We start from the raw sequence: 19720 nt of genomic DNA on the forward strand, positions 1-19720 counted from the left end.
CCTACCGTGCTTCAATGGGAATGGGACCCCCCGCCACAGGTTGGCCGGGCCCGTTCCTCCGCCCGGTACCGCCACCGGCGGTGCACCCCCCTTACGGACGGGGCAAGGAGACGCGAGACATGAGGCGATTGGTTCTACTGGGCCTGATGGGGCTGAGCACGACCGCCTGTACGGAAGAGCCCATCGTCGTCGAGCCCAACGTGACGGAGCAGCCCCTGTGCCCGGAGCTGGTCGTCCAGGGCGGCCTCGAGGATGTCACCTCCGCCATGGCGGTGGGCACGGCCGCCTCCGCGCTGCGCGGCGACACGCCCGCCTCCGACGCCAACGGCCGCCAGCGCGTGCTCGTGCGCTTCCGCAAGCAGACCGGCGTGCGCGCCGCCGCCATGTCCCGCCAGCGCGAGCAGAAGGTGCAGCGGCTGGGCGCCTCCATGAAGTACCACTGGCCCTCGATGGACCTCATGGCCCTGTCCCTCACCCCCGAGGAGCAGGCCCAGCTCGCCCAGGACCCCGACGTCGCCTCCATCAAGCCGGACCGGGTGGTGCACGCGCTCGGCACCTCCCCGCTGCTGCCCGTGTCCTCCCTGCTCGCCGCCCCGGGCACCACCACCGGCAACCCCAGTGAGTACACCTGGGCCGTCAAGATGGTGCAGGCCAACGCGCTCTGGGATTTCAACAACGATGGCGTGCTCGACCCCGGCGCCCCCAATGGCTCGGGCATCAAGGTGTGCATCGTCGACAGTGGCATCGACAAGAACCACCCCGAGCTCGCGGCCGCCATCGTCGGCGGCAAGGACTTCGTCGACGATGACGAGGACCCCGAGGACAAGGACGCCAACGGCAAGTGGGGCGGGGGACATGGCACCCACGTGGCGGGCACCATCGCCGCCCAGCTCGGCTCCGCCGGCAATGTGAATCCCAATGACGACACGCTCAGCCCCCAGGGCATGGTGGGCGTGGCCCCCGGCGCCTCCCTCCTCATCGCCCGCGTGCTCGATGAGCGCGGTGATGGCCGCACCTCGGACGTCATCGCGGCGGTCAAGTGGTGCAAGGAGCAGGGCGCGAAGATCGCCTCGCTCTCGCTCGGCTCGCCCAACCCGGACGAGGACGAGCAGGCCGTCTTCGCCGCGCTGTGGGACGAGGGCAGGGGAATGCTCTCCGTCGCCGCCAGTGGCAACGCCGGCGAGACGGCCACCCCGGACTCCAAGGTCTACCCGGCCGCCTACCCCTCCGTGCTCGCGGTGGGCGCGGTGACCTCCACCGAGAAGCACCCCAAGTTCTCCCAGGGCGGCGACCACCTGAGCCTCGTGGCCCCCGGTCAGTCCGTGTACTCCACCTATCCCGGCGGCCAGTCCCCCTACGCGGAGCTGACGGCCGGGGGGAAGTTCTACACCTCGAGCGTGCTGGATTTCGTTCCGTTCGAGACCCACGAGGGCACGCTCATCGACTGCGGTCTGGGCAACAGCATGCGCTCGTGCCCCGGCGCCACCTGCGAGGGCTTCGTCGCCTACGTGGACCGCGGCGACATCAAGTTCGCCGACAAGGTGAAGAACGTGCGCTCCCAGGGCGCTCGCGCCGTCATCATCGGCAACAACGACCCGGCCGATGACGAGGCGCTCGCCTTCACCCTGGGCAGCCGCGCCAGCTGGCCGCCCGTGACGTCCATTCCCACCACCGCCGTGCCCTTCATCCGCGCCCAGTTCGGCCAGACCGTGCGCCTGGGCGTCAAGGGCAGCGACTACGCCTACAGCACCGGTACCTCCATGGCCACGCCCCACGTCTCCGGCGTGGCCGCGCTGGTGTGGAGCTCCCGGCCCTCGCTCACCGCCGGCCAGGTGCGCGACATCCTCGAGAAGAGCGCGAGGGACCTGGTCGACAGCGGGGAGCCGACGTCCGTCGAGGGCAAGGACCCCATCTTCGGCTACGGCCTGGTGCAGGCCCAGAAGGCCGTGGAGGAGGCCAAGAAGTATTAGTTGATGACGGGCTTCACGGACTGGCGCGGCGCTCCCGTTTCCCACGGGATGCGACCGCGCCAGTGCCGTTCTCCGCCTCAGTGCAGCGGCTGCGCCGGCGACGCCAGCAGACACGCGCCGAAGCGCGCCTCGACCCGCGCCACGGCCTCGAGGCTCGGGTCCATGCACGCCTCCACCTGCGCCACCGAGACGAGCCCGTCCCGCCAGGGCTCCTCGGAGAGCGTCAGCGTGGGGTTGCCCGGCACCAGGCTGAGCAGCACGAAGAACACCGCCGCCGCGGCCCCCATCGCCATCATCCCCCGGTGCGACCACTCTCCCCGGCGCGGCGCCGCCGCCGCCGCCCGGAGCCGGGCCTCCAGCGCACCGAAGTTCAACGCCGCACGCGCGGGCATGCGCCTGGCCCGCTGCGCCATCCACCCGCGCTCCATCCGCAGCCACGCCAGGGATTGCGTGCATCCCGCGCACGTGGCCACGTGCTCGCGCACGCGCTCCGCTTCCTCCGCGGACAGCTCTCCGGCCAGCAGCGCGTCCAGGTCCGATTCTCGGCACGGGTGGCTCATGGACGACCTCCGGTTCCCACATGGGCGGAGAGCCGCTCGCGCAGCTGCAACCGGGCCCGGTGGATTTCATTCTTCACCTTGGGGATGGACCAGCCCATCACCTGGGCGATCTCCTCGTACGGCAGACCATGGTCGATGCGCAGCAGCAGCGCCGCTCGACGCTCCTCGCGCAGCTCCCCGAGCGCCTCCGCGAGCAGCCCCTCCAGCTCGCGGTCCAGCAGCAGATCCTCCGGCGAGGGCGTGGGCAGCGCCGCCTCCAGGAGCAGCTCGTTCTCCTCGGCGGCGGCGTCCAGGTGCACCACCCGGCCCCGGCGGGACTCGAGGTACACGTGGCGTGCGATGCCCAGCAGCCACGAGGCCAGCCGCGCCTCGTCACGCAGCGCCCCGAGCTTCCCGTGCGCGCGCACGAAGGTCTCCTGGGTGGCCTCGTCCGCGACGGCGTCGTCCCGGGACAGGTCCCGCAGGAAGCGCCAGACGGCGGGGGCGTGCTGCTCGAAGAGGGAACGGAAGGCGACCGGATCGCCCTGCCGGGCGCGAGCCAGCAACCGGCGCTCGGCGTCCTGTGCCGAGGACGCGCCGCCGGCCAGGGTCGTCATACGCACCGCGAAGAGATGGGCCACGCGCCGTGGTGACATGAACCCGCCGGGAGTTTCACCGTCCGTTCTCTTTCATCCCGGTCCGGTCCGTCAAATGGGTCCCCGCTGGCCCGGAGAGCCGCCGAGGGGGCAGGGGGATGCGGCGGGCCGGGTGTGTCCCTCCACGAACAATTCCCACCTTTGCGCCACGGGGGAGGGGGACGACGAGGAGGACGGCATGCGGAGAGCCATCTGGATGGCGCTGGCCTTGGGGACTGCCCCTCTGGTGGCCCTGGCGCAGCAGACTGGAGGAACGGGCGGCGCGGGAGGAGCGGCGGGAACTGGAGGAGCCCAGGCGCCGGGTACACAGGCGAGCCCTTCGGGGGCGGGCAGCATCCAGGGGGGCCAGGATACGACCGGGCTGGGAACCCCGGGGGCACCCGGACAGCAGTCGGCTGGCTCGGTGGGGACGACCCAGGGTCAGCCCGCGACGGGCGGCGCGGGAGCGCAGGGGACGGGGGGACAGAGTGGCGTGTCCCAGCAGCAGACCACACAGGGGGGAGATCAGGGGCTGACGGGCGGCGGGACGGGAACGGGCGGAGCGGGGGCGGGAGGGGCGGGAACGGGCGGGACGGGGACCGGGGGAACGACGGGTCCCACCTATCGGGGCACCACGTCGGAGACTCCTTCCGCGACACCCCCCGTGGATGTCGGGACGCGGGTGGGGCCGGAGCCGGGTGAACAGGCGGGGACCGGCGGTACGGGCACCACGGGGACAGGCTCGGGTAGTGGCGCCAGTGGAGGCGGTGGCGCCGGTACGGGTGGTGCTGCTGGGAGCGGAGGAGGCGGCACGGGGAGCGGCGGAGGTGTCGGGGGTCAGGCCTCGGCGCAGCAGCCCTCCGTACCCCAGAGCCCCGAGGCGATGCAGCGCGAGTTGAGCACCCTGCGCCAGCGCGTGGCCCAGTTGGAGGGCGAGGTGGCCGGCCTGCGCGGGACGGGAGGCGGAGGCACGAGCACAGGTACAGGTGGCACAGGCACCCCGAACACGGCGGACATCCAGGTGCGAGGTCCCGTCACCGTGGCCACCGCGGTGTTCGATGGCCGGGTGCGCGACGTCACGTCCAAGCACATCGACATCGTCGACACCTCGGATGGCAGTCTCTACCGGCTCCGCATCGACGAGCAGACGAAGGCGTTCAGGGGTCCCCAGCTGAGCCGCATCCGTGTGAGCCAGATTCCCGAGGGGACGCAGGTACGGACCTCGTTCGAGCTCATCTCCTCCGGGGAGGAGGTCGCGCGCTACATCGTCGCGCAGCCTCCCCAGCAGCAACAGCAGGGGCAAAGGGAAGACCGGCGGCAACAGCAGCAACAGCGCCGGGAGCGGATGGGGCCCGGGCAACGGATGGTGGTGCCACCGGGCTCTCAGCAGTGAGCCTCGACCGACCCGCTCGTGGGTCAGCGATGGAATGAGGGGCCGTGGCCTTGCTCACGGCTCCTCGCGATGACGGGAGTCGTCCTGGGGAGCGGACGGAGGGCCGGACGCGTGCTTCCCATTTCGCCCGGTGCTGGCGACGGTTGCCCGAGGGGGGCCGTCGCCCAACGTTCTACAAGAAGAAGGGAGCGCGGCGTCGATGCGGAAGCCGACCTGGTGGGATTTCGGGATCGCGGTGCTTGGCTTGTTCCTCGTGTGTGGCGCCACGCGGAGTCTGGCTCAGGACGCTCAGTACCCGGGGATGGGGAGCACGGTCCAGCAGCCCACCGAGGGCTCGGACGTATCGGGGGCGGCGGACGATACAGGGGGCTCGGGGCAGGCGGACACGGGACAGACAGCGGACACGGGACAGCAGACGACCGGCACCCAGCAGATGTCGAGCGCCGATGCCCGGCAGGTGCAGGAGATAGCCCGGTTGCGCGCGGAGGTGGCGCGGCTCCAGTTGGAGCTCGCGCGGATGCGGTCGCAGCTCGCGCAGGCCCAGCAGGCGGGGGGCGCCGGACAAGGCGTGGGGGGCGGCGGTTCCGCCGGAGTCGGTAACGCCAACGCCGAAGCACCGGCCGGAGCCACGGGACTCGGAGACCCCAACGCGGAGGCGCCAGCGAGCGCCCAGGGGAGCGGCACTCCTCCGGTGAATGAAGGCCTGGGCGGCGGTAGTCGCGCGGGTAGCGCCCAGGCCGGTCCGGACACCGACAACCAGGGCTATGCCGTGGCCAACGTCATCCACACGGGCCGCGTCCGCTCGGTGTCCCAGCAGCGGCTCGTGCTCGTCGATGATACTGGCGCCGCCAATACGTTGTCCCTCGCGCCCGACGTGCGTGTCCTGCGCGAGGGGCAGCAGGTGTCGCTGCGGAGCATCCAGGAGGGCACCGTCGTGCGCGCCTCCGCCAGCCTCTACACGCGCGGCAATCCGGTGACGGAGATCGAGGTGGTGCCTCCCGCCCGTTCGCGGACTCGATAGGGGAGGGGGCCTGAGCGGCCCCATCTTCGTGGAGGGTGAAGCTCAGTCCGGCAGCTTGATTCCCGAGAGCCGCTGGTACAGATCCACCGCGAAGCCGTCCGTCATCCCAGACACGTAATCCGTCACGCACAGCAGCCGCTGGTAGGGATTGAGCCGCTCGATGGCTTCCTTCCGGCTCTCCACGTACGGGCCCGGGCGCTGGAAGAACTCCAGCGGCAGCAGTTGCCGGAGCTTCTCCTCCTCCCGGTTCGGCGTGTCCGCCAGCACCGCTGGCGCGAACCTGTCCAACAGACCGCCCAGTGTCCGGAAGCCCGCTGCTTCGATCTGGAGCACCCGCTCGCTCCAATACCCCTTCTCGCGAGTGATGTTCGTGATCGTCTTCAGCCGCGCGTCGGCCTCCGGGCGTGCCGATACCAGCGATCTCTCGAAGCTCCCCGCTTCCATCTCCATCACGTGCTCGGCGAACGCCGTCACGCACTCCTGGATGAGCGCGAAGATGGCCCCGGCCCGGGCCCGTCCCAGCCGCGACTCCCAGTCCACCCGGTCCTTCAAGGGCTTGAAGCTCGACTGCATCGCCGCCACGTCCTCCATCAGCGAGCAGACGGTCTCCATCGGGATGAGGCCCAGCTTCCCCGAGTCCTCCAGGTCGATGATGGCGTAGCAGATGTCATCCGCGGCCTCGACGAGGAAGGCCAGCGGGTGGCGGCTGAAGACATACGGCTCGCGCTCGACCAGCCCCAGCTTGCCGTACACCTCGCGCGCCAGCTGCGCGTCATCCTGGAAGAACCCGAACTTCTTCTCCGAGATGCGCGCCTTGTCCCGGTCCCGTCCCCTCGGCAGGACCGAGGGCCTCGGGTACTTGCTCATCGCCCCCACCGTCGCCACGGTGTAGCGCAGCCCGCCATCCCGGTTGCGCGATTGCAGCCGGTTGAGGATGCGGAATCCCTGCGCGTTGCCCTCGAAGCTGGCCAGGTCCTTCCACTCGCCCTCGGTGGCGAACGGGTGCCGCGCGTCCTGCTTCTCCACCGGAACGAAGCGCTGGAAGTTCCGCTCCACCCAGTGCTGGATGGCCGCCTCGCCCGAGTGCCCGAAGGGCGGGTTGCCGATGTCGTGCGCCAGGCACGCCGCCGCCACGATGGTTCCCAGGCACGACGGGTCCACCTCCACGTCCTGCGCCCTCAGACTCCGCCCCGCCAGTTGCCCCAGCGAGCGCCCCACGCACGAGGCCTCGATGCTGTGCGTGAGCCGGGTGCGCGTGTAGTCGCTCGTCGACAGGGGGAACACCTGCGTCTTGTCGTGCAGGCTCCGGAAGGCGCTCGAGAAGACGATGCGGTCGTAGTCCTTGTCGAATTCGGTCCGCTCGTCCGCGCTGTCCGGCGCGGGCGCCCGGTGCTGCGGATTGCCCACCCGGTGGGTGGAGAGGAGCTGACGCCACCGATCGGTTCGTTGAGTGCTCACGGAGGCCTATCCTGAGCCCGGGTCTGACAACGGCAAGTTCCCGGGCTGGAGGCCTCCCGTTCCGCTCTCAGAGGAACACGTTGAGCATCAGGCCGGTGGTGGCCAGGGGGATGCTGATGGAGTCGCCGCCGTTGTCGAAGCGCAGCTGGGCGCCGACGATGCCGGACACGCTCAGCCGGGGGACGATGAAGTACTCGACACCGAGGCCCCCGCCGAGGGCGAAGTTGATGTCGCCAGCGTAGCCGAAGCTGATGCCACCCTCGGCGAAGGGGCGCAGGTTGCCGGTGAGCAGGTGGTGGCGGTAGCTGGCGTCGATGGCGAACTGGGCGTTGACGGCCGGCTTGAAGTTCATGGTGAAGCCCAGACCGGCGCGCACCGAGCCCACGGGGCTCACGTAGTAGAAGCCACCAATCGTCGGCAGCTGGTTGACGCCGAAGACGAGCCCCTTGGCGCCGGGCGCCGCGCCCGTGCCATCCGCGCTCGCCAGGGGCGCGAGCGCCTCATCGGAGGAGGCGGCGGGCTTCGCCTCGGCGGCGGGACGGGAGGTGGCGCCCTTGGCCGGCTCGGCGGCGAGGGCGGACTGCATCGGCAGCAGGAACAGGGCGAGCGGGGCGAGCTGGGCTGGACGCATGGTGTGTGACCTCGGGTGGATGTGGGGCGATGCGGGAGTGACTTCCGGCCGCGCCTTATAGCCGGAAGATCCCGGGTCGATAGGATTCGGACACCTCGTCCTCCGCTGGCGCGCGGCCGGGTCAGTCCGGGCGGGATAATGCGTCCTCGACGCGGAGTGTTCGCACCTCACACCCGGAGAGGACCATGCCCACGCCGACTTCCAATGCCCGTACCGCCGCCACCCCGACGGGGCCGGACCTGCCCGAGGGCCCGCTGTCCGAGGGCAGCAAGGGCCCCGAGGCGCAGCGGCTCCAATTCGTGCTCATCCAGCTCAAGTACCTGGGAGGCAGGGCGGATGGGGACTTCGGGCCGAAGACGAAGGACGCCCTCATGCGCTTCCAGCGCGACTGGCGGCTCACCGCGGATGGCACGTACGGACCGGCCACGCGCACCGCGCTCCTCAAGGCGCTGACGCCGGTGCACAAGCCGCCCGTGGTGTCCAAGCCCTCGCCCAACTTCGAGTCGCGCAACGGGGTGGACATCGACGTCATCGTGCTCCACCACACCGGCTCCAACCGCGTCTCGGTGGACCTGGCCACGCTGCGCAGCACCAAGGGGAGCCGGGTGAGCTCGCACTACCTCCTGTCGCCCACGGGCACGCTCTACCAACTGGTGCCGGACAACAAGGTGGCCTGGCACGCCGGCGTCTCCTCGCTGCGAGGCGTGACGACTCCCAGCGTCAACGCGCGCTCCATTGGCATCGAGATAACCAACGACGGCAGCGGCCAGACGCCCTTCACCGAGGCGCAGTACCGCGCGCTGGAGCAGCTGGTGCCGTACCTGGCCCGGACGTACAAGGTGCCCAAGGAGAACATCCTCGGCCACCGTGACGTGGCTCCGGGCCGCAAGACGGACCCGGCGGACAACTTCGACTGGGAGCGCGTGCGCCGCGCCGTCGACCAGGTTCTCTGAGCGCCTACCCCTTCACGGGCCCGGCGTCTTCCACCCGCTCGACGGTGGCGAGCCAGGCCAGGGCGCCCTGGGGGTCCGTCTGCTCGTAGTGCGCCTCGCGGATGGCCTTCACGCGCCAGCCCGGGCCGAAGGCGGCGCGGAGGGCCTCGGGCGGGACGGCGCGGGGACCCTCGCGGAAGTAGAGCGCATGGTAGCGGCCGCCGGGGCGGAGCACGCTCGCGAGGCTGGCGACGAACGCGGGCCGATCCTTCGGCTCGAAGACGTGAATCAGGGCCGAGTCGATGAGGGTATCGAAGCGCCGGCCGAGCGTGGCCAGGTGGAACGCGTTGCCGACGCGCAGGTCCACGTCGAGCCTCCGCGCCCGGGCCGCCTCGCGGGCCCGGGTGATGGCCGGTTCCATCATGTCCACGCCGCACACCCGCAGGCCCTTGGACGCGAGGAAGAGGGCGTTCTCCGCGAAGCCGCACCCCACGTCGAGCACCTCTCCGGAAATCTCTCCGGCCTCCCAGAGCTCGACGAAAGCACGCTGCGGCCGGCCGATGTCCCAGGGGGCGCCCAGCGCATAGGCGGCGCGGAAGAACTCGAGCCGGACGTCATCCACCTCATGCTCCTGCCGCATGTCGCACCTCGTTTCCGCGCTCGACCCGAGAGCGGGGCGTTGGAATGAGCCTGACGCCGAGTGGCTGGAGCGCGAGCGCGGGGCGGGCCCGCACCACGCAGCCCGGAGCCAGCTCCAAGCGGAACCGCCGTGCCACGCAGGCGGTGATGAGCACGGTCTCCAGCATGGCCAGCGCCGCGCCGATGCACAGGCGGGGGCCACCCCCGAAGGGGAAATAGACATACCGGTGCATCCGCTGGGCGTCCTCGGACAACCAGCGCTCCGGCCGGAAGGACTCGGGCGCGTCGAAGTAGCGCGCGTCCCGGTGGGTGACCCATTGGCTCACCGCCAGCGTGGTGCCCGCCGGCACGTGGAAGCCGCCGAGCTCGCAGTCACGCAGGGCCTCGCGGCTCGTGATCCACGCGGGCGAATACAGACGCATGGCCTCCTTCACCACCGCCTCCGTGTAGCGCAGACGGGGCAGATCCTCGGCGGTGGGGGCCCTCTCACCGAGCACCTCGTCCAGCTCACCCTCCAGCCGTTGCTTGGCCTCGGGGTGCCGGGCCAGCAGGTACCAGGCCCAGACGAGCGCGTCCGCGGTCGTCTCGTGCCCGGACATGATCATCGTCGCGAGCTCGTCGCGCAGCTGCCCTTCGGAGAGGGGCTCCGGGGAGGACAGCAGCAGGGCGAGCAGGTCCGTGCGCTCCGAGGGGTGCTCGCGGTAGCGGCGCACGAGGGTGGCGAGCAACCCGTTGAGCTGGCCCAGGGCGCGGCGCAGACGGAGGTTGGTGGGGGTGGGCACCCAGATGGGGAAGCGCAGGGGGCTGTCGGTGTGCCGCATGACGGCGTCCACCGCGGCGGCCACGTGCCGTGCCTCGTCGTGGATGGGCGTGTGGAAGAGGAAGCGGCTGACGATGTCGAGCGTCAGCGCGGAGACGTCCGCGTGGACATCCCGGGCCTCGCCCGGGCGCCAGGACTCGAGCATCCGCTCGGTGAGGGACACCACGGTCTCTCCACACGCGGACACGTACTTGCGATGGAACGCGGGCTGGACGAGCCGCCGCTTGCGCAGCCAGTCGTCGCCCTCGCTGTTCATCATCGCCTCGGGAAAGCCTCCCTTGCGGGGCTTGCCTTTGAGGAGACCGGCGAGCTTCACGAAGTTGCCGTCCCCGTTGACGAGCACCTTCTCGATGAGGTCCGGACGGTTGAGGAGGTAGTTCGTCTTTCCCAGCCGCACGACATCGCCGTACTCGCGGGCGCAGCGGGTGAGGAATCCCAGGGGATCCTCGGAGAACTCCACCAGATTGCCAGCGATGAAATGACCCTTGGGCCCCGGGGGGAGGAGCACAGGCGACATGGGTGGATTCCTGGGGAGTGGTGGAAACGGCAGCGGGGCGGAAGTTCCGCCCCGCTGGTTCGGGCGGGGCAATCACTTGCCCTCCACCCACTTCGACAGGGTCATCAGACCCGACCGGTCGGGGCGCAGTCCCCCGCCGGTTGCCGACTAGTAATAGATGTAAGGGGCGGACAATTTGTCCGCACGAGCAATCCGCATCAGCACAGCCAGGGAGTACAGGGTTTTCTTCATGGGGGCTCCTTGGTTTGGGGGGTGTTTGCGTGTTGCTGTTCGCTGCCCTGATGGGTCAGCTCAGGTAATGTGACACAACCCGCGTTGATAGGGCAAGGCACCCTGTCTGATTATTTTGGAAGAGCTGTTTTTCATTCTTGGAAGAACAACTCTTCATGAGCGATGGGGCCGCGAATCTTTTAGCGAGGGTGTATCTGTTTGATGGTGCACATGCGAGTCATTGGAACCTCGCCAGGGCCAATCTAGAAGGCCCAGCCCAGGCCCACCGACATGCGCGGGCCCAACCACCAGCCATTCGGAGGGAAGCCCCCCAGCCCGCTGGTCGAGTGCCCCGTCAGTGTGCTGTCGGAGAGTATGTCCTCGGCGTTGAAGAGCGCCGCGAGCCCCACGCCCACCTGGGCGGTGAGGCCCGGGGCGAGGATGGCGGTGTAGCCCGCCCACGCGCTCCCACCGTAGCTGAGCGTCCGCATGCGAGACCTCACGGTCCGTGGCCCCTCCGGGGTGACCACATCATCGACACTGTTGTGCTGGTACACCGAGGCCTCGAGGTGCGGACCCACCCAGAAACCCTCGGGGGCTCGGCCCGAGAGGTAGAAGTGCACGCCCGGCTCCAGCCCCACGCCGAAGCGGCGGGTGGTGATGTTCCAGGTGGAGTTGAACGCGTCGCGGTCGACCGTCGCGCTGAGCTGGAGCCTCGCGGTGAGCGCCACGTGCTTGCTCAGCGCGTGCTCCACACTGGCCCCGAGCTGCCCCGAGAGTGCATTCAGCGGCTGCGCCAGCACCACCGTGCGCCGCTCCTGCTCGGCCTGCTCGGCACGGCTCTCCGACGGCACCAGTCCCACTCCCACTCCAGCAACGAAAGCTCCCCAACGAATCCACGAGTGCATTGCAATTCCTGTCCGTGCACCGTCCGACCGGCGGCGCGCGCCGCGAGGATGTGCAGCACGTGTGCCACGCCGTCTGCTCTTGTTCCGGACCGGGTGCTCCGAGGGAAGCCGCGAGGAGCCTCGCCCCTCCGGCGGACAGATTGGCGAGCGCGCTCGCGGGGGCATGTGACAGCTTGTCTCGGTTGGACAGTGCTCGCGCGGTCATGCTCCCGGGCGGCGGGCCAGCAGGGCGTTCCGGTGCTTCGTTCCTATGTTTGAGGATGGGGGCGGGCCCGGGAGGGGGCCGGCCCCGAGGAGGAGTGTCATGGCCAGCCTCAAGCATGCGGCCCGTCGAATCATCGAGGAGGTCTATGGAAAGGGGCGGGTGGAGGTGCTCGACGAGCTCTGCCATCCCGGCTACGTGAGCCATGACCCGCTCACGGGGGACGCGGACATCGCGGGTGTGAAGGCGTACGTGCGGCTGCTGCACGCCTGCTTCCCGAACCTGGAGGCGCGCATCCTCGCCATCTACGCGGAGGGGGACACCGTCATCATCCGATGGCACATGGAGGGGAACCTCGCTCGGAGGCTGCTCGGGGTGGAGCCACGGGGCCAGCACGTCACCCTGGAGGGACTCACCGTCTCCGAGTTCGAGGATGGCCAGCTCGTCGAGGACACGAGCGAGTGGGACACCTTCGGGTACCTGCGGCAGCTCGGGCTGGTGAAGCCGTTGGGCTCCATGGCCGAGGCCGAGGAGGAAGAACGGTCCGGAGCTTTCCAGGAGTGATTCGCCGGGGCTCGCCACGCGGGCGCACACATGGTAGGGGCGCGGTCAACGGGCCGACCCTTTCCCCATGGCCCGTCGCGAGGGAATTTCCGAATTGAACGTCACCACCTCCACCACTTCCTTCCTCATCCAGAACTACCGCCGCCAGGACGTGAGCTTCGTCCGTGGCAATGGCTGCTACCTGTACGACGGCGCGGGCCGTGAGTACCTCGATGCCTTCGCCGGCGTGGCGGTGTGCACCCTGGGGCATTCGCACCCGAAGCTGGTGGAGACGCTGTCGCGGCAGGCCGCGACGTTGCTCCACACGTCGAACCACTTCGGGCAGCTCGGGCAGGAGGAACTGGCGGCGAGCATCGTCCCCCAGGCGTTTCCAGGGCGGATGCTGTTCTGCAACTCGGGGACGGAGGCCAACGAGGCGGCCTACAAGCTGGTGCGCCTGTGGGGCAACGTGGCGCATGAGGGCCGCAAGCGCCGCGTCATCGCCTTCGAGGGGAGCTTCCACGGCCGCACGCTCGGCGCACTCAGCATCACGCACACGCCCGCCTACCGCGCGCCGTTCGAGCCCCTGCCTCCCACGGACTTCGTTCCCTTTGGCGACGTGGACGCGCTCGCCGCCGCCATGAAGGATGACGTGGCGGGTGTGTTCATCGAGCCCATCCAGGGAGAGAGCGGTGTGCGCCCGACTCCGGCGGGATTCCTGCGCCGGGTCCGGGAGCTGTGCACGCGCCACCAGGCCCTGATGGTGGTGGATGAAATCCAGACGGGCATTGGCCGCACCGGGCGGATGTTCGGCCATCAGCATGAAGACATCACCCCCGACGTGATGACCCTGGCGAAGGGGCTCGGCGGCGGCGTCCCCATTGGCGCCGTGCTCGCGACCGAGCCCGTGGCCGCGCTGCTGAAGCCCGGCCTGCACGGCACCACGTTTGGTGGCAATCCCTTCGCGTGCGCCGCCGGACTGACGGTGATGAAGGAAGTCACCTCGCCGGGGTTCCTGGGCAACGTCGTGGAGCGAGGCCTTCAGCTCATGGAGGGCCTGCGCCGCGTCTTCGGCCCCACCCATGAGGTGCGTGGCAAGGGGCTCCTCGTGGGAGTCCAGCTCCAGCGGCCCCCCGCCGAGCTGGTGAAGGCCGCGCTCGAGGAGGGGCTCGTCGTGGGAGTGGCGGGCAACAACACGCTGCGCATCGCGCCGTCACTCATCATCACCGCGGCCCAGGTGGACGCGTTGCTCGAGAAGCTCGCGGCGGCTCACAGGGCTACCCACGGCCGCTGAAAGAGCCGAGGGGGCACACCCGGGAGCCGCTGCTGCTCAGTGCTGCTTGGTGCGGTGATCCCTCACGATGGGGGGGCTCTTTCGCGTGGGCACGCGCGGCGCTGGCTTGCTCAGGCGCCGCGCGAAGACGAGCGGATCCACCTTCGTCTTCGCGGCAACGGCGGCACCCAGACTCACGCGCGCGGCGATGTTGACGATCATGAAGCTGGCCTCGGCCTCCCAGCTGCCGTCCAGGAGCTTCTTGGACTCCTCGTAGACGCGCTCCGCGCTCTGCTGGGCGTTGGTGAGCAGCATGGCGGACTCCTGGCCCATGTCCTCCATCTCCTGCTTCAGCACTTTGGCCAGGAGCTCCTTGAGAACCTTGTCCCAGAGGGCGGTGAGCGCCCGGTTCATGAAGGAGCGGTCGATGTTCACGTCGATGTCCTTGAGCGACAGGACCTGCCCGGGGGCGACGGTGAAGCTGTAGTGCACCTGATCGTCGTCACGGAACGACAGGTGGTGCGAGATCTGCCCCTTGGCGGAGAGCTGGGAGCCGTTCTTCGTCACCTTGATGGGCTTGACGTTGTACTCGTGCTTCTCGATCTTGATCTTCTTGACCTCGGGCCCCTCGAGGGCGGCGTGCATTGCCTTCTCGAAGTTCTTCTGGTTCACCATGATGGATTCCCTCCAATGGTGCCTGCAGGTTCAGCAGGTGGAGTCTTCTCGATGGATTCGTGACGAGAGCCCAACCCGAATCCGTATGCTCCCCATGCGGACAGGTCGAGCAGGCCCGTGGATCGCCAGCGACGAGTGCCGCCTCTGGCGATAGTCTCTTCCCACTTCGATCCAGACGAGGGCCCAGCAATGGAAACCGCATCTCTGCAAGAAATCGCCGCGCCAGAAGGCATCTGCTACGGCTGTGGTTGCGACAATCCGCACGGTCTGCACATCAAGAGCTACTGGCATGAGGATGGCATTCACGTCATGACCACGCACATCCCCGAGGCCAAATACAGTGGTTGGCCCGGGCTGGTGTACGGCGGACTGATCGCCATGCTGGTCGACTGCCACTCGAACTGGACCGCGATGGCCTATCACTACCGCGCCGAGGGCCGCCAACCCGGCAGCCTGCCGCGGATCGAATGCGTCACCGGCAACCTCGGCGTCAAGTTCATCAAACCCACGCCCATGGGAGTGCCGCTCACGCTCCGCGCGCGGGTCGAAGGCGAGCTCGGCCGCAAGAGCCGGGTTCTCTGCGAGGTCCATGCGGGCGATGTGCTGACCGCGGTGGGCGATTCGATCTTCGTCCGCGTCGATACCGCGCAACTGACGGCGGCGGCGCACGACCGGAAAGCCTGAAGCGGTCATGAGGCCGTGGTCGCGACCACTGGCGCGTGTGCACCCAGGAAGCGCGAGACGCGTGCGCGGACCTCGTCACGGTGGGTGAAGATGCCCACGTGCTCGCCGCCCTCGAGCGGGAGCAACTCGGCGCCAGGGACGCGGCTGGCGAGCAGCTGCGCCTGGGCGAACGGGGCCGCGCGGTCGCTCGTGCCGTGCATGACGAGGAGCGGAGAGGAGATCCGCTCGAGGGGAAACGAGAGCTCGCTATGCGTGAGGGCGATGTCGTTCTCCGTTCCCTGAATGCGGAGTGGTAGCCGATCGAACGTGCTCCGCTGCAGCTCGAGGAGCAGGGGGCCCGCCTCGGGCTCTCGCAGCGTGCGCTGGCGCACGACGGGGTCCCGAATCGAGTTGCGCGTGGCCCGCTCCGGATCCCGTTCGGCCTTCCTCCTCATCGCGGCGACGAGGGGGCCACAGCGGGCGGCCAGCTTCATGATGTACCAGCCCAGCGGCGGCCGCTCCGCGATGCGGGTGCAGACCGACGAGATGATGACGAGACCCCAGCAGCGATCCGGATGGCTGAGCGCGAACTGGAGCGCGGAGGGGCCACCGCCGGAGACGGCCATCACGGCCACTCGCTCGATGCCGAGCGCATTGAGGAGGTCGCGGTACATGTCGGCCTGCTCCACGGGCGTCCGGCCCAGGGAGAGCGGCGTCCCGAGGTAGCCGGGGCGAGAGGGGGCGATGTACCGGAAGCCCGGAACCCCCGCGGTGCGCGCCAGGAGCAGCGCCTGATCGTAGCCTCCCATGGCGCCATGGAGCGCGAGCACGGCCGGTCCCTCACCGAGGAAGGCGCACTCGACGGGCCCGCGCCGCGTGTGCACCGCCACCGGGCGTGAATCGCCCTGTTCCGTCGCCGCCCCCCGCGGCGGATTGAGCTCATGTGAAACGCGCATGCCGTCCTCCTCTGTGGTCCGGCCTCTCGTACCGAACCCTCCGCGCGGGGTCTTGTGAGAATGCGACACGGCAGCGCCAGCCACCAGCCGGCTAGGGGCGGTGGCGGTGGACGACCCGCGTCTCCGCCCGCTCGAGCCGCCGGTTCTGGAACGCGTCCTTCTCGCCGGGAAGGCGGTCGGTCAGCGCCTTGAAGTCCCGGATCAGATGCGGCTGGTCCGAGTAGCCGCATTCCTGGGCGAGCTCGGCGAGGTTTCCATAGGTGCCGGAGTAGAGCGCGCCGAAGACGTTCCAGAGACGGACGAGCCGGCTCATGCGCTTCGGCGTCATGCCGTGGTGCTCCAGGAAGAGGCGCTCCAGGCTGCGCACGTGGAGGCCGAGCTCGGCGGCGAGCTCGTCGACCCTGAGTCGCCCGCCATGCGCTTCGAGGAGACGGGTGGCCCTTCGGCAGCGTGCGTCCGTGACGAGCGGCGGGGCTTCACCCCTCAGCAGCTCCGCCAGGGCGCGCTGCCTCGACGCGAGATCCGGCAGGGCGCGCAATCGCTCGGCCACCGAGTCGATCGGCATCCCACCGAGCCGCGTCAGCTCCACGAACCCATTGGTGAGCTCCGAGGAACGAACGTCCGCGAGGCGCGGCACCTGGCCGGGCCGGAAGTGGATGCCGAGGTATTCGGCACCGGCCTCGCGCTCCACGGTGGCTCGCTCGGTCGTGGGCCCGAGCAGCACCAGCCGGCAGCCGCGTGGAGAATGGCGGAAGATGAGGTGCCCGCCGGCGTCGGGGAGGAGCTCGTGGAACGAGGTGCCCGCCCCGGTGCAGCCCGACGTCGCCCAGCACAGGTCGATCTGGCCCGAGAGCTCCGGGGGAGGTGGCGTGAGCACGCTCGAAGGGGTGCCTTGATCGAGAGGGAGCGGTGGCGTGAGCATCCGGTGTGCCTCCGGCTTCATTCATATCATCCAGGCGTCGAGGGAGCGGCGTGGGACACAGGCGGCTCGCCGGTAACTGGACAATCCACCGGCCCTCGCCGCACCTTGTGGCGGTGACATCATGAAGACCTCCGACGTCGACGAGCCCATCTCCCTGGTCGAGCCCGACCCTCGATGGCCCGAGCTCTACGCCTCCGAAGCCGAGCGCGTGCGCGGTGCCCTCGGTGACGTCGTCACGCGCCTCGAGCACGTGGGCAGCACCGCGGTGCCCGGGCTCGTCGGCAAGCCCATCGTCGACCTGCTCGTGGGCGTGCGCTCCCTCGACGAGGGAAGGGCCGCCACGCCGCGCCTCGTCGCGCTCGGCTACGAGGACTTCGGCGAGGTGTTCATTCCGGGCAGGCTCTACCTGCGGCGACGGGGGCCGCCCCACTTCAACGTCGCCATCGCCGAGGAGGGAGGGGCTTTCTTCACCTCCCAGCTCGCCGTCCGCGACTACCTGCGCGCGCACCCCGACGAGGTGAAGGCCTACGCCGACGAGAAGCGCAAGGCCTACACGCACGGCGCGCGGCTCTTCTCGACGTACTCGCAGCAGAAAAACGCGTTCGTCACCGCGCTCGTCGAGAAAGCGCTGGCGTGGAAATCATCCGCGCGGCGGCCATGACGCGCGGTTCGCGCGCCTATTCCTCACCGGCTCGCGAGCAGATGAGTTCGGCCAGGCTCTCGTGAATCACGCGGGGCAGTGCGTGACCCATCCCTGGTATCTCCGCCAGCCGGGCTCCGGGAATCAACCCAGCGAGGTGGCGCCCGTGCGGTGGAGGGTTGAGCGGATCCTTCGGAGCCTGGATGACCAGCGTCGGCGTGGTCACCTGACGCAACTCGGTCCCCCGTGACAGCGCCACGGGTGTCGCCAGGGCGTGGGCGGTAGGCTGCACGATGGTGCCCGCGTGCTCCATCGCTCGTTCCTCGTAACGCCTGAACTCGGCGGCATCGAAAGGCAGGGCATCGCCGGCCAGCGTTCGTCCGGCCACGACATCGCGGAGGCGTTCGCCCCCATGATGAGCAGCATCGGAGGATCGACCGGGTCACCCAGGGCCTCGCTCCAAAGCGTGACATCGCCCGATCGCACCATTCGCTTGGACATAGGGACTCCTTCGCCGGTCAGGCCGGCAACTCCTTCAGGAAGGCCAGCAGCGCCGCGTTGACCTCGGCCGCGCGCTCTTGCTGGATCCAATGGCCAGCGCCAGGGATGACGAGCACCTCCTCGAGATTGGGCACCAGCGGCTTCATGAGGTCGACCGGGGCAAAGGCGCGCCCCGGATCCTTCTCTCCGATGATGAAGAGCGCGGGCTGCTCGATCCTGACCGTCGCGAGCTCGGGCAGCTCCTCCCAGTCGCGGTCCATGTTGCGATAGCGGTTGAGCCCTCCACGGAATCCGCTGCCCTCGAGCTCCTTCACGAAATACGCGAGGTCGTCTTCCGTGAGCCAGTCGGGGAGCTTCCCGGGCGTGTCGATGCCCGTGAAGAACTTGTCGCCCTTCTTCCTGGACCGCACGACCTCGGCCGTCGTATCGAACCCGGGGACACCACCAGAGAGGATCGTGCGCATCGTCCTCGGGATGTCCGCCTCGAACTCCGCCTCCGCGACGCCGGGCTCCTGGAAATAGAGGATGTAGAACCACGAGTCCTTGAACATGGCTTCGAAGAGCCGCGTCGGCGGCATGGGCGGGCGGCCGAGGTGCGGGACGCTCATGCCGACGACGGCACGGTAGCGGTCGGGGTGGAGCGCGGCGCTGTTCCACGCCATCGCCGCGCCCCAGTCATGGCCGACGACGACGGCGGTCTCCTCCCCGAGCGCATCGAGCAGGCCGATGTAATCGGCGAGCAGGTTCTTCATGCTGTACGCCTCGATTGCCAGCGGCTTGTCGCTGCGGCCATAGCCGCGAACATCGGGCGCGACGGCATGGTAGCCGGCATCCGCGAGCGCCCGGAGCTGGTGGCGCCAGGAGTACCAGGACTCCGGCCAGCCGTGGAGCAGCAGCACGAGAGGGCCTTCGCCGGCCTCGGCGATGTGGAGGTGGATGCCGTTCGTCTCGACGGTGCGGTGCGTGATGTCAGACATGGGGCGCGGGTCCCTTCCTGGTTCGTGGCGACGATGACTTCCGGGCCACCTTGTCCCAGGCCCGCATCGCGATCTCAACAATCGCGAGGAGCTCGGCCTCGCTCGCTCCATCCTGGGCCTGCACCGACATGCCCTGGATGATGGCGCCGAAATATCGAGCGAGCGCCGCCGGGTCCGTCCCGGCCGGCAACTCCCCCTCGGCGATGCCCTGCTCGAGGCGGGTGCGGAGCGCCGCCAGCGCACCGGCTCTCAGGGTGGCGACATGTTCGGCGACCGGCTGGTTCTCCTCCGCACACGTCAGCACCGCCGTGGAGATCATGCAGCCGCGCGGGTGCTCCCGGTTGGAGAAGCCCCTGGCGGCCTCACGGAGGATCCTCTCCATGGCGGCGCGGGCGGTGGGCTCCTCGGTGAGCGCGCGGGGGGTGGATGCGCCCTGGCTGGCCCGATAGCGCTCGAGGACCTGCCGGTAGAGCTCGGCCTTGGACCCGAACGCGGCATAGAGGCTGGGCGCGGCGATGCCCATCGCCTCGGTGAGGTCGGCGATCGACGCGCCCTCGTACCCCAGCCGCCAGAACACCTCCAAGGCCTGGTCGAGTGCCTTCGTGCTGTCGAAGCCGCGAGGGCGCCCACGCGCACGCCGTTCCGTGAGGGAGTCGTTTTTCATAGCGATCACTATTGAAACGGAGGGAGGGGCT

22 protein-coding genes are annotated in these 19720 nt (G+C 69.4%); 8 read left to right on the plus strand and 14 right to left on the minus strand.

Annotated elements, in window-relative coordinates; translation table 11 throughout:
• The first annotated feature begins 119 nt into the window (after nucleotides 1-119).
• Nucleotides 120-1970, plus strand: a complete 1851-nt coding sequence (locus JRI60_RS54310) for a S8 family serine peptidase (protein WP_204224269.1) — start codon at nucleotides 120-122, stop codon at nucleotides 1968-1970.
• A 77-nt stretch (nucleotides 1971-2047) separates the two neighbouring features.
• Here the strand turns inward: JRI60_RS54310 and JRI60_RS02645 are convergent, their stop codons facing one another.
• Complete coding sequence (locus JRI60_RS02645) at nucleotides 2048-2530, minus strand: anti-sigma factor family protein (protein WP_204224271.1); 483 nt, start codon at nucleotides 2528-2530, stop codon at nucleotides 2048-2050.
• Nucleotides 2527-3165: an RNA polymerase sigma factor gene (locus tag JRI60_RS02650; RefSeq protein ID WP_239470305.1), complete on the minus strand. Its 639-nt coding sequence runs from the start codon at nucleotides 3163-3165 to the stop codon at nucleotides 2527-2529. Before JRI60_RS02650 ends, JRI60_RS02645 begins: the two co-directional genes overlap by 4 nt.
• A 178-nt stretch (nucleotides 3166-3343) precedes the next feature.
• Between JRI60_RS02650 and JRI60_RS02655 the strand changes: the two genes are divergently transcribed.
• Nucleotides 3344-4537 (plus strand): hypothetical protein, encoded by a 1194-nt coding sequence (locus tag JRI60_RS02655; protein ID WP_204224273.1) that lies wholly within the window; start codon nucleotides 3344-3346, stop codon nucleotides 4535-4537.
• Nucleotides 4538-5306: 769 nt separating this feature from the next.
• Nucleotides 5307-5558: a hypothetical protein gene (locus JRI60_RS02660; protein WP_204224274.1), complete on the plus strand. Its 252-nt coding sequence runs from the start codon at nucleotides 5307-5309 to the stop codon at nucleotides 5556-5558.
• A 42-nt stretch (nucleotides 5559-5600) separates the two neighbouring features.
• Here the strand turns inward: JRI60_RS02660 and dgt are convergent, their stop codons facing one another.
• Together dgt and JRI60_RS02670 are read right to left on the minus strand one after the other, a co-directional pair.
• The gene (gene dgt, locus JRI60_RS02665; protein ID WP_204224276.1) at nucleotides 5601-7016 is read right to left on the minus strand and encodes a dGTP triphosphohydrolase; all 1416 of its coding nucleotides are present in this window, start codon (nucleotides 7014-7016) and stop codon (nucleotides 5601-5603) included.
• 67 nt (nucleotides 7017-7083) lie between these two features.
• Nucleotides 7084-7647, minus strand: coding sequence for a hypothetical protein (locus JRI60_RS02670; RefSeq protein ID WP_204224277.1), 564 nt, complete (start codon nucleotides 7645-7647; stop codon nucleotides 7084-7086).
• Between the two features lie 185 nt (nucleotides 7648-7832).
• On the opposite strand from JRI60_RS02670, the gene JRI60_RS02675 reads away from it, so the two are divergent.
• On the plus strand, nucleotides 7833-8600 hold the full coding sequence (locus JRI60_RS02675; RefSeq protein WP_204224279.1) for a peptidoglycan recognition protein family protein: 768 nt from the start codon (nucleotides 7833-7835) through the stop codon (nucleotides 8598-8600).
• Nucleotides 8601-8604: 4 nt separating this feature from the next.
• On the opposite strand, the gene JRI60_RS02680 is transcribed toward JRI60_RS02675, so the two are convergent.
• The 4 genes from JRI60_RS02680 to JRI60_RS02690 form a co-directional block, all read right to left on the minus strand.
• Nucleotides 8605-9219, minus strand: a complete 615-nt coding sequence (locus JRI60_RS02680) for a class I SAM-dependent methyltransferase (RefSeq protein WP_204224280.1) — start codon at nucleotides 9217-9219, stop codon at nucleotides 8605-8607.
• A complete protein-coding gene (locus JRI60_RS02685; protein WP_204224282.1) occupies nucleotides 9203-10555 on the minus strand; it encodes a cytochrome P450 in 1353 nt (450 codons plus the stop codon). Before JRI60_RS02685 ends, JRI60_RS02680 begins: the two co-directional genes overlap by 17 nt.
• Nucleotides 10556-10702: 147 nt before the next feature.
• Complete coding sequence (locus tag JRI60_RS55045; RefSeq protein ID WP_430384395.1) at nucleotides 10703-10786, minus strand: cittilin family RiPP precursor; 84 nt, start codon at nucleotides 10784-10786, stop codon at nucleotides 10703-10705.
• A 242-nt stretch (nucleotides 10787-11028) separates the two neighbouring features.
• A complete protein-coding gene (locus JRI60_RS02690; RefSeq protein ID WP_204224284.1) occupies nucleotides 11029-11619 on the minus strand; it encodes a DUF3575 domain-containing protein in 591 nt (196 codons plus the stop codon).
• A gap of 358 nt (nucleotides 11620-11977) precedes the next feature.
• Here JRI60_RS02690 and JRI60_RS02695 point away from each other — a divergent pair, with 358 nt between their 5' ends.
• Both JRI60_RS02695 and JRI60_RS02700 read left to right on the plus strand, forming a co-directional pair.
• Complete coding sequence (locus tag JRI60_RS02695; RefSeq protein ID WP_204224286.1) at nucleotides 11978-12439, plus strand: ester cyclase; 462 nt, start codon at nucleotides 11978-11980, stop codon at nucleotides 12437-12439.
• 67 nt (nucleotides 12440-12506) lie between these two features.
• The gene (locus tag JRI60_RS02700; protein ID WP_204224288.1) at nucleotides 12507-13712 is read left to right on the plus strand and encodes an acetylornithine transaminase; all 1206 of its coding nucleotides are present in this window, start codon (nucleotides 12507-12509) and stop codon (nucleotides 13710-13712) included.
• Between the two features lie 36 nt (nucleotides 13713-13748).
• On the opposite strand, the gene JRI60_RS02705 is transcribed toward JRI60_RS02700, so the two are convergent.
• The gene (locus tag JRI60_RS02705; RefSeq protein WP_204224290.1) at nucleotides 13749-14366 is read right to left on the minus strand and encodes a hypothetical protein; all 618 of its coding nucleotides are present in this window, start codon (nucleotides 14364-14366) and stop codon (nucleotides 13749-13751) included.
• A 189-nt stretch (nucleotides 14367-14555) separates the two neighbouring features.
• Between JRI60_RS02705 and JRI60_RS02710 the strand changes: the two genes are divergently transcribed.
• Complete coding sequence (locus tag JRI60_RS02710; protein ID WP_204224292.1) at nucleotides 14556-15050, plus strand: PaaI family thioesterase; 495 nt, start codon at nucleotides 14556-14558, stop codon at nucleotides 15048-15050.
• A 5-nt stretch (nucleotides 15051-15055) separates the two neighbouring features.
• Here JRI60_RS02710 and JRI60_RS02715 read toward each other — a convergent pair whose 3' ends face one another.
• Together JRI60_RS02715 and JRI60_RS02720 are read right to left on the minus strand one after the other, a co-directional pair.
• Entirely contained in the window at nucleotides 15056-15985 is a 930-nt protein-coding gene (locus JRI60_RS02715; RefSeq protein WP_204224294.1) for an alpha/beta fold hydrolase, read from the minus strand.
• Between the two features lie 91 nt (nucleotides 15986-16076).
• Entirely contained in the window at nucleotides 16077-16928 is an 852-nt protein-coding gene (locus tag JRI60_RS02720) for a helix-turn-helix domain-containing protein (RefSeq protein ID WP_204224296.1), read from the minus strand.
• Between the two features lie 100 nt (nucleotides 16929-17028).
• Here JRI60_RS02720 and JRI60_RS02725 point away from each other — a divergent pair, with 100 nt between their 5' ends.
• On the plus strand, nucleotides 17029-17568 hold the full coding sequence (locus tag JRI60_RS02725; protein WP_204224298.1) for a GrpB family protein: 540 nt from the start codon (nucleotides 17029-17031) through the stop codon (nucleotides 17566-17568).
• 16 nt (nucleotides 17569-17584) lie between these two features.
• Here JRI60_RS02725 and JRI60_RS02730 read toward each other — a convergent pair whose 3' ends face one another.
• The 3 genes from JRI60_RS02730 to JRI60_RS02740 all read right to left on the minus strand — a co-directional run bounded on the left by JRI60_RS02730 (nucleotide 17585) and on the right by JRI60_RS02740 (nucleotide 19689).
• Nucleotides 17585-17935, minus strand: a complete 351-nt coding sequence (locus tag JRI60_RS02730; RefSeq protein WP_204224300.1) for an alpha/beta fold hydrolase — start codon at nucleotides 17933-17935, stop codon at nucleotides 17585-17587.
• Between the two features lie 130 nt (nucleotides 17936-18065).
• Nucleotides 18066-19025 carry an alpha/beta fold hydrolase gene (locus JRI60_RS02735; protein WP_204224302.1) on the minus strand — a complete coding sequence of 320 codons (960 nt, stop codon included), beginning with the start codon at nucleotides 19023-19025 and terminating at the stop codon, nucleotides 18066-18068.
• Complete coding sequence (locus tag JRI60_RS02740) at nucleotides 19018-19689, minus strand: TetR/AcrR family transcriptional regulator (protein WP_204224304.1); 672 nt, start codon at nucleotides 19687-19689, stop codon at nucleotides 19018-19020. The genes JRI60_RS02735 and JRI60_RS02740 overlap by 8 nt, the downstream gene beginning before the upstream one ends.
• Nucleotides 19690-19720: the final 31 nt, after the last annotated feature.

It is taken from the genome of Archangium violaceum (genome assembly GCF_016887565.1).
Taxonomy (GTDB): domain Bacteria; phylum Myxococcota; class Myxococcia; order Myxococcales; family Myxococcaceae; genus Archangium; species Archangium violaceum_B.

Excerpts from the sequence above, each read along its gene's own strand:
- JRI60_RS54310 (WP_204224269.1), top strand. The coding sequence starts at position 120 with ATGAGGCGATTGGTTCTACTGGGCCTGATGGGGCTGAGCACGACCGCC.
- JRI60_RS02645 (WP_204224271.1), bottom strand. The coding sequence starts at position 2,530 with ATGAGCCACCCGTGCCGAGAATCGGACCTGGACGCGCTGCTGGCCGGA.
- JRI60_RS02650 (WP_239470305.1), bottom strand. The coding sequence starts at position 3,165 with ATGTCACCACGGCGCGTGGCCCATCTCTTCGCGGTGCGTATGACGACC.
- JRI60_RS02655 (WP_204224273.1), top strand. The coding sequence starts at position 3,344 with ATGCGGAGAGCCATCTGGATGGCGCTGGCCTTGGGGACTGCCCCTCTG.
- JRI60_RS02670 (WP_204224277.1), bottom strand. The coding sequence starts at position 7,647 with ATGCGTCCAGCCCAGCTCGCCCCGCTCGCCCTGTTCCTGCTGCCGATG.
- JRI60_RS02675 (WP_204224279.1), top strand. The coding sequence starts at position 7,833 with ATGCCCACGCCGACTTCCAATGCCCGTACCGCCGCCACCCCGACGGGG.
- JRI60_RS02680 (WP_204224280.1), bottom strand. The coding sequence starts at position 9,219 with ATGCGGCAGGAGCATGAGGTGGATGACGTCCGGCTCGAGTTCTTCCGC.
- JRI60_RS02685 (WP_204224282.1), bottom strand. The coding sequence starts at position 10,555 with ATGTCGCCTGTGCTCCTCCCCCCGGGGCCCAAGGGTCATTTCATCGCT.
- JRI60_RS55045 (WP_430384395.1), bottom strand. The coding sequence starts at position 10,786 with ATGAAGAAAACCCTGTACTCCCTGGCTGTGCTGATGCGGATTGCTCGT.
- JRI60_RS02695 (WP_204224286.1), top strand. The coding sequence starts at position 11,978 with ATGGCCAGCCTCAAGCATGCGGCCCGTCGAATCATCGAGGAGGTCTAT.
- JRI60_RS02700 (WP_204224288.1), top strand. The coding sequence starts at position 12,507 with ATGGCCCGTCGCGAGGGAATTTCCGAATTGAACGTCACCACCTCCACC.
- JRI60_RS02705 (WP_204224290.1), bottom strand. The coding sequence starts at position 14,366 with ATGGTGAACCAGAAGAACTTCGAGAAGGCAATGCACGCCGCCCTCGAG.
- JRI60_RS02710 (WP_204224292.1), top strand. The coding sequence starts at position 14,556 with ATGGAAACCGCATCTCTGCAAGAAATCGCCGCGCCAGAAGGCATCTGC.
- JRI60_RS02715 (WP_204224294.1), bottom strand. The coding sequence starts at position 15,985 with ATGCGCGTTTCACATGAGCTCAATCCGCCGCGGGGGGCGGCGACGGAA.
- JRI60_RS02720 (WP_204224296.1), bottom strand. The coding sequence starts at position 16,928 with ATGAAGCCGGAGGCACACCGGATGCTCACGCCACCGCTCCCTCTCGAT.
- JRI60_RS02725 (WP_204224298.1), top strand. The coding sequence starts at position 17,029 with ATGAAGACCTCCGACGTCGACGAGCCCATCTCCCTGGTCGAGCCCGAC.
- JRI60_RS02735 (WP_204224302.1), bottom strand. The coding sequence starts at position 19,025 with ATGTCTGACATCACGCACCGCACCGTCGAGACGAACGGCATCCACCTC.
- JRI60_RS02740 (WP_204224304.1), bottom strand. The coding sequence starts at position 19,689 with ATGAAAAACGACTCCCTCACGGAACGGCGTGCGCGTGGGCGCCCTCGC.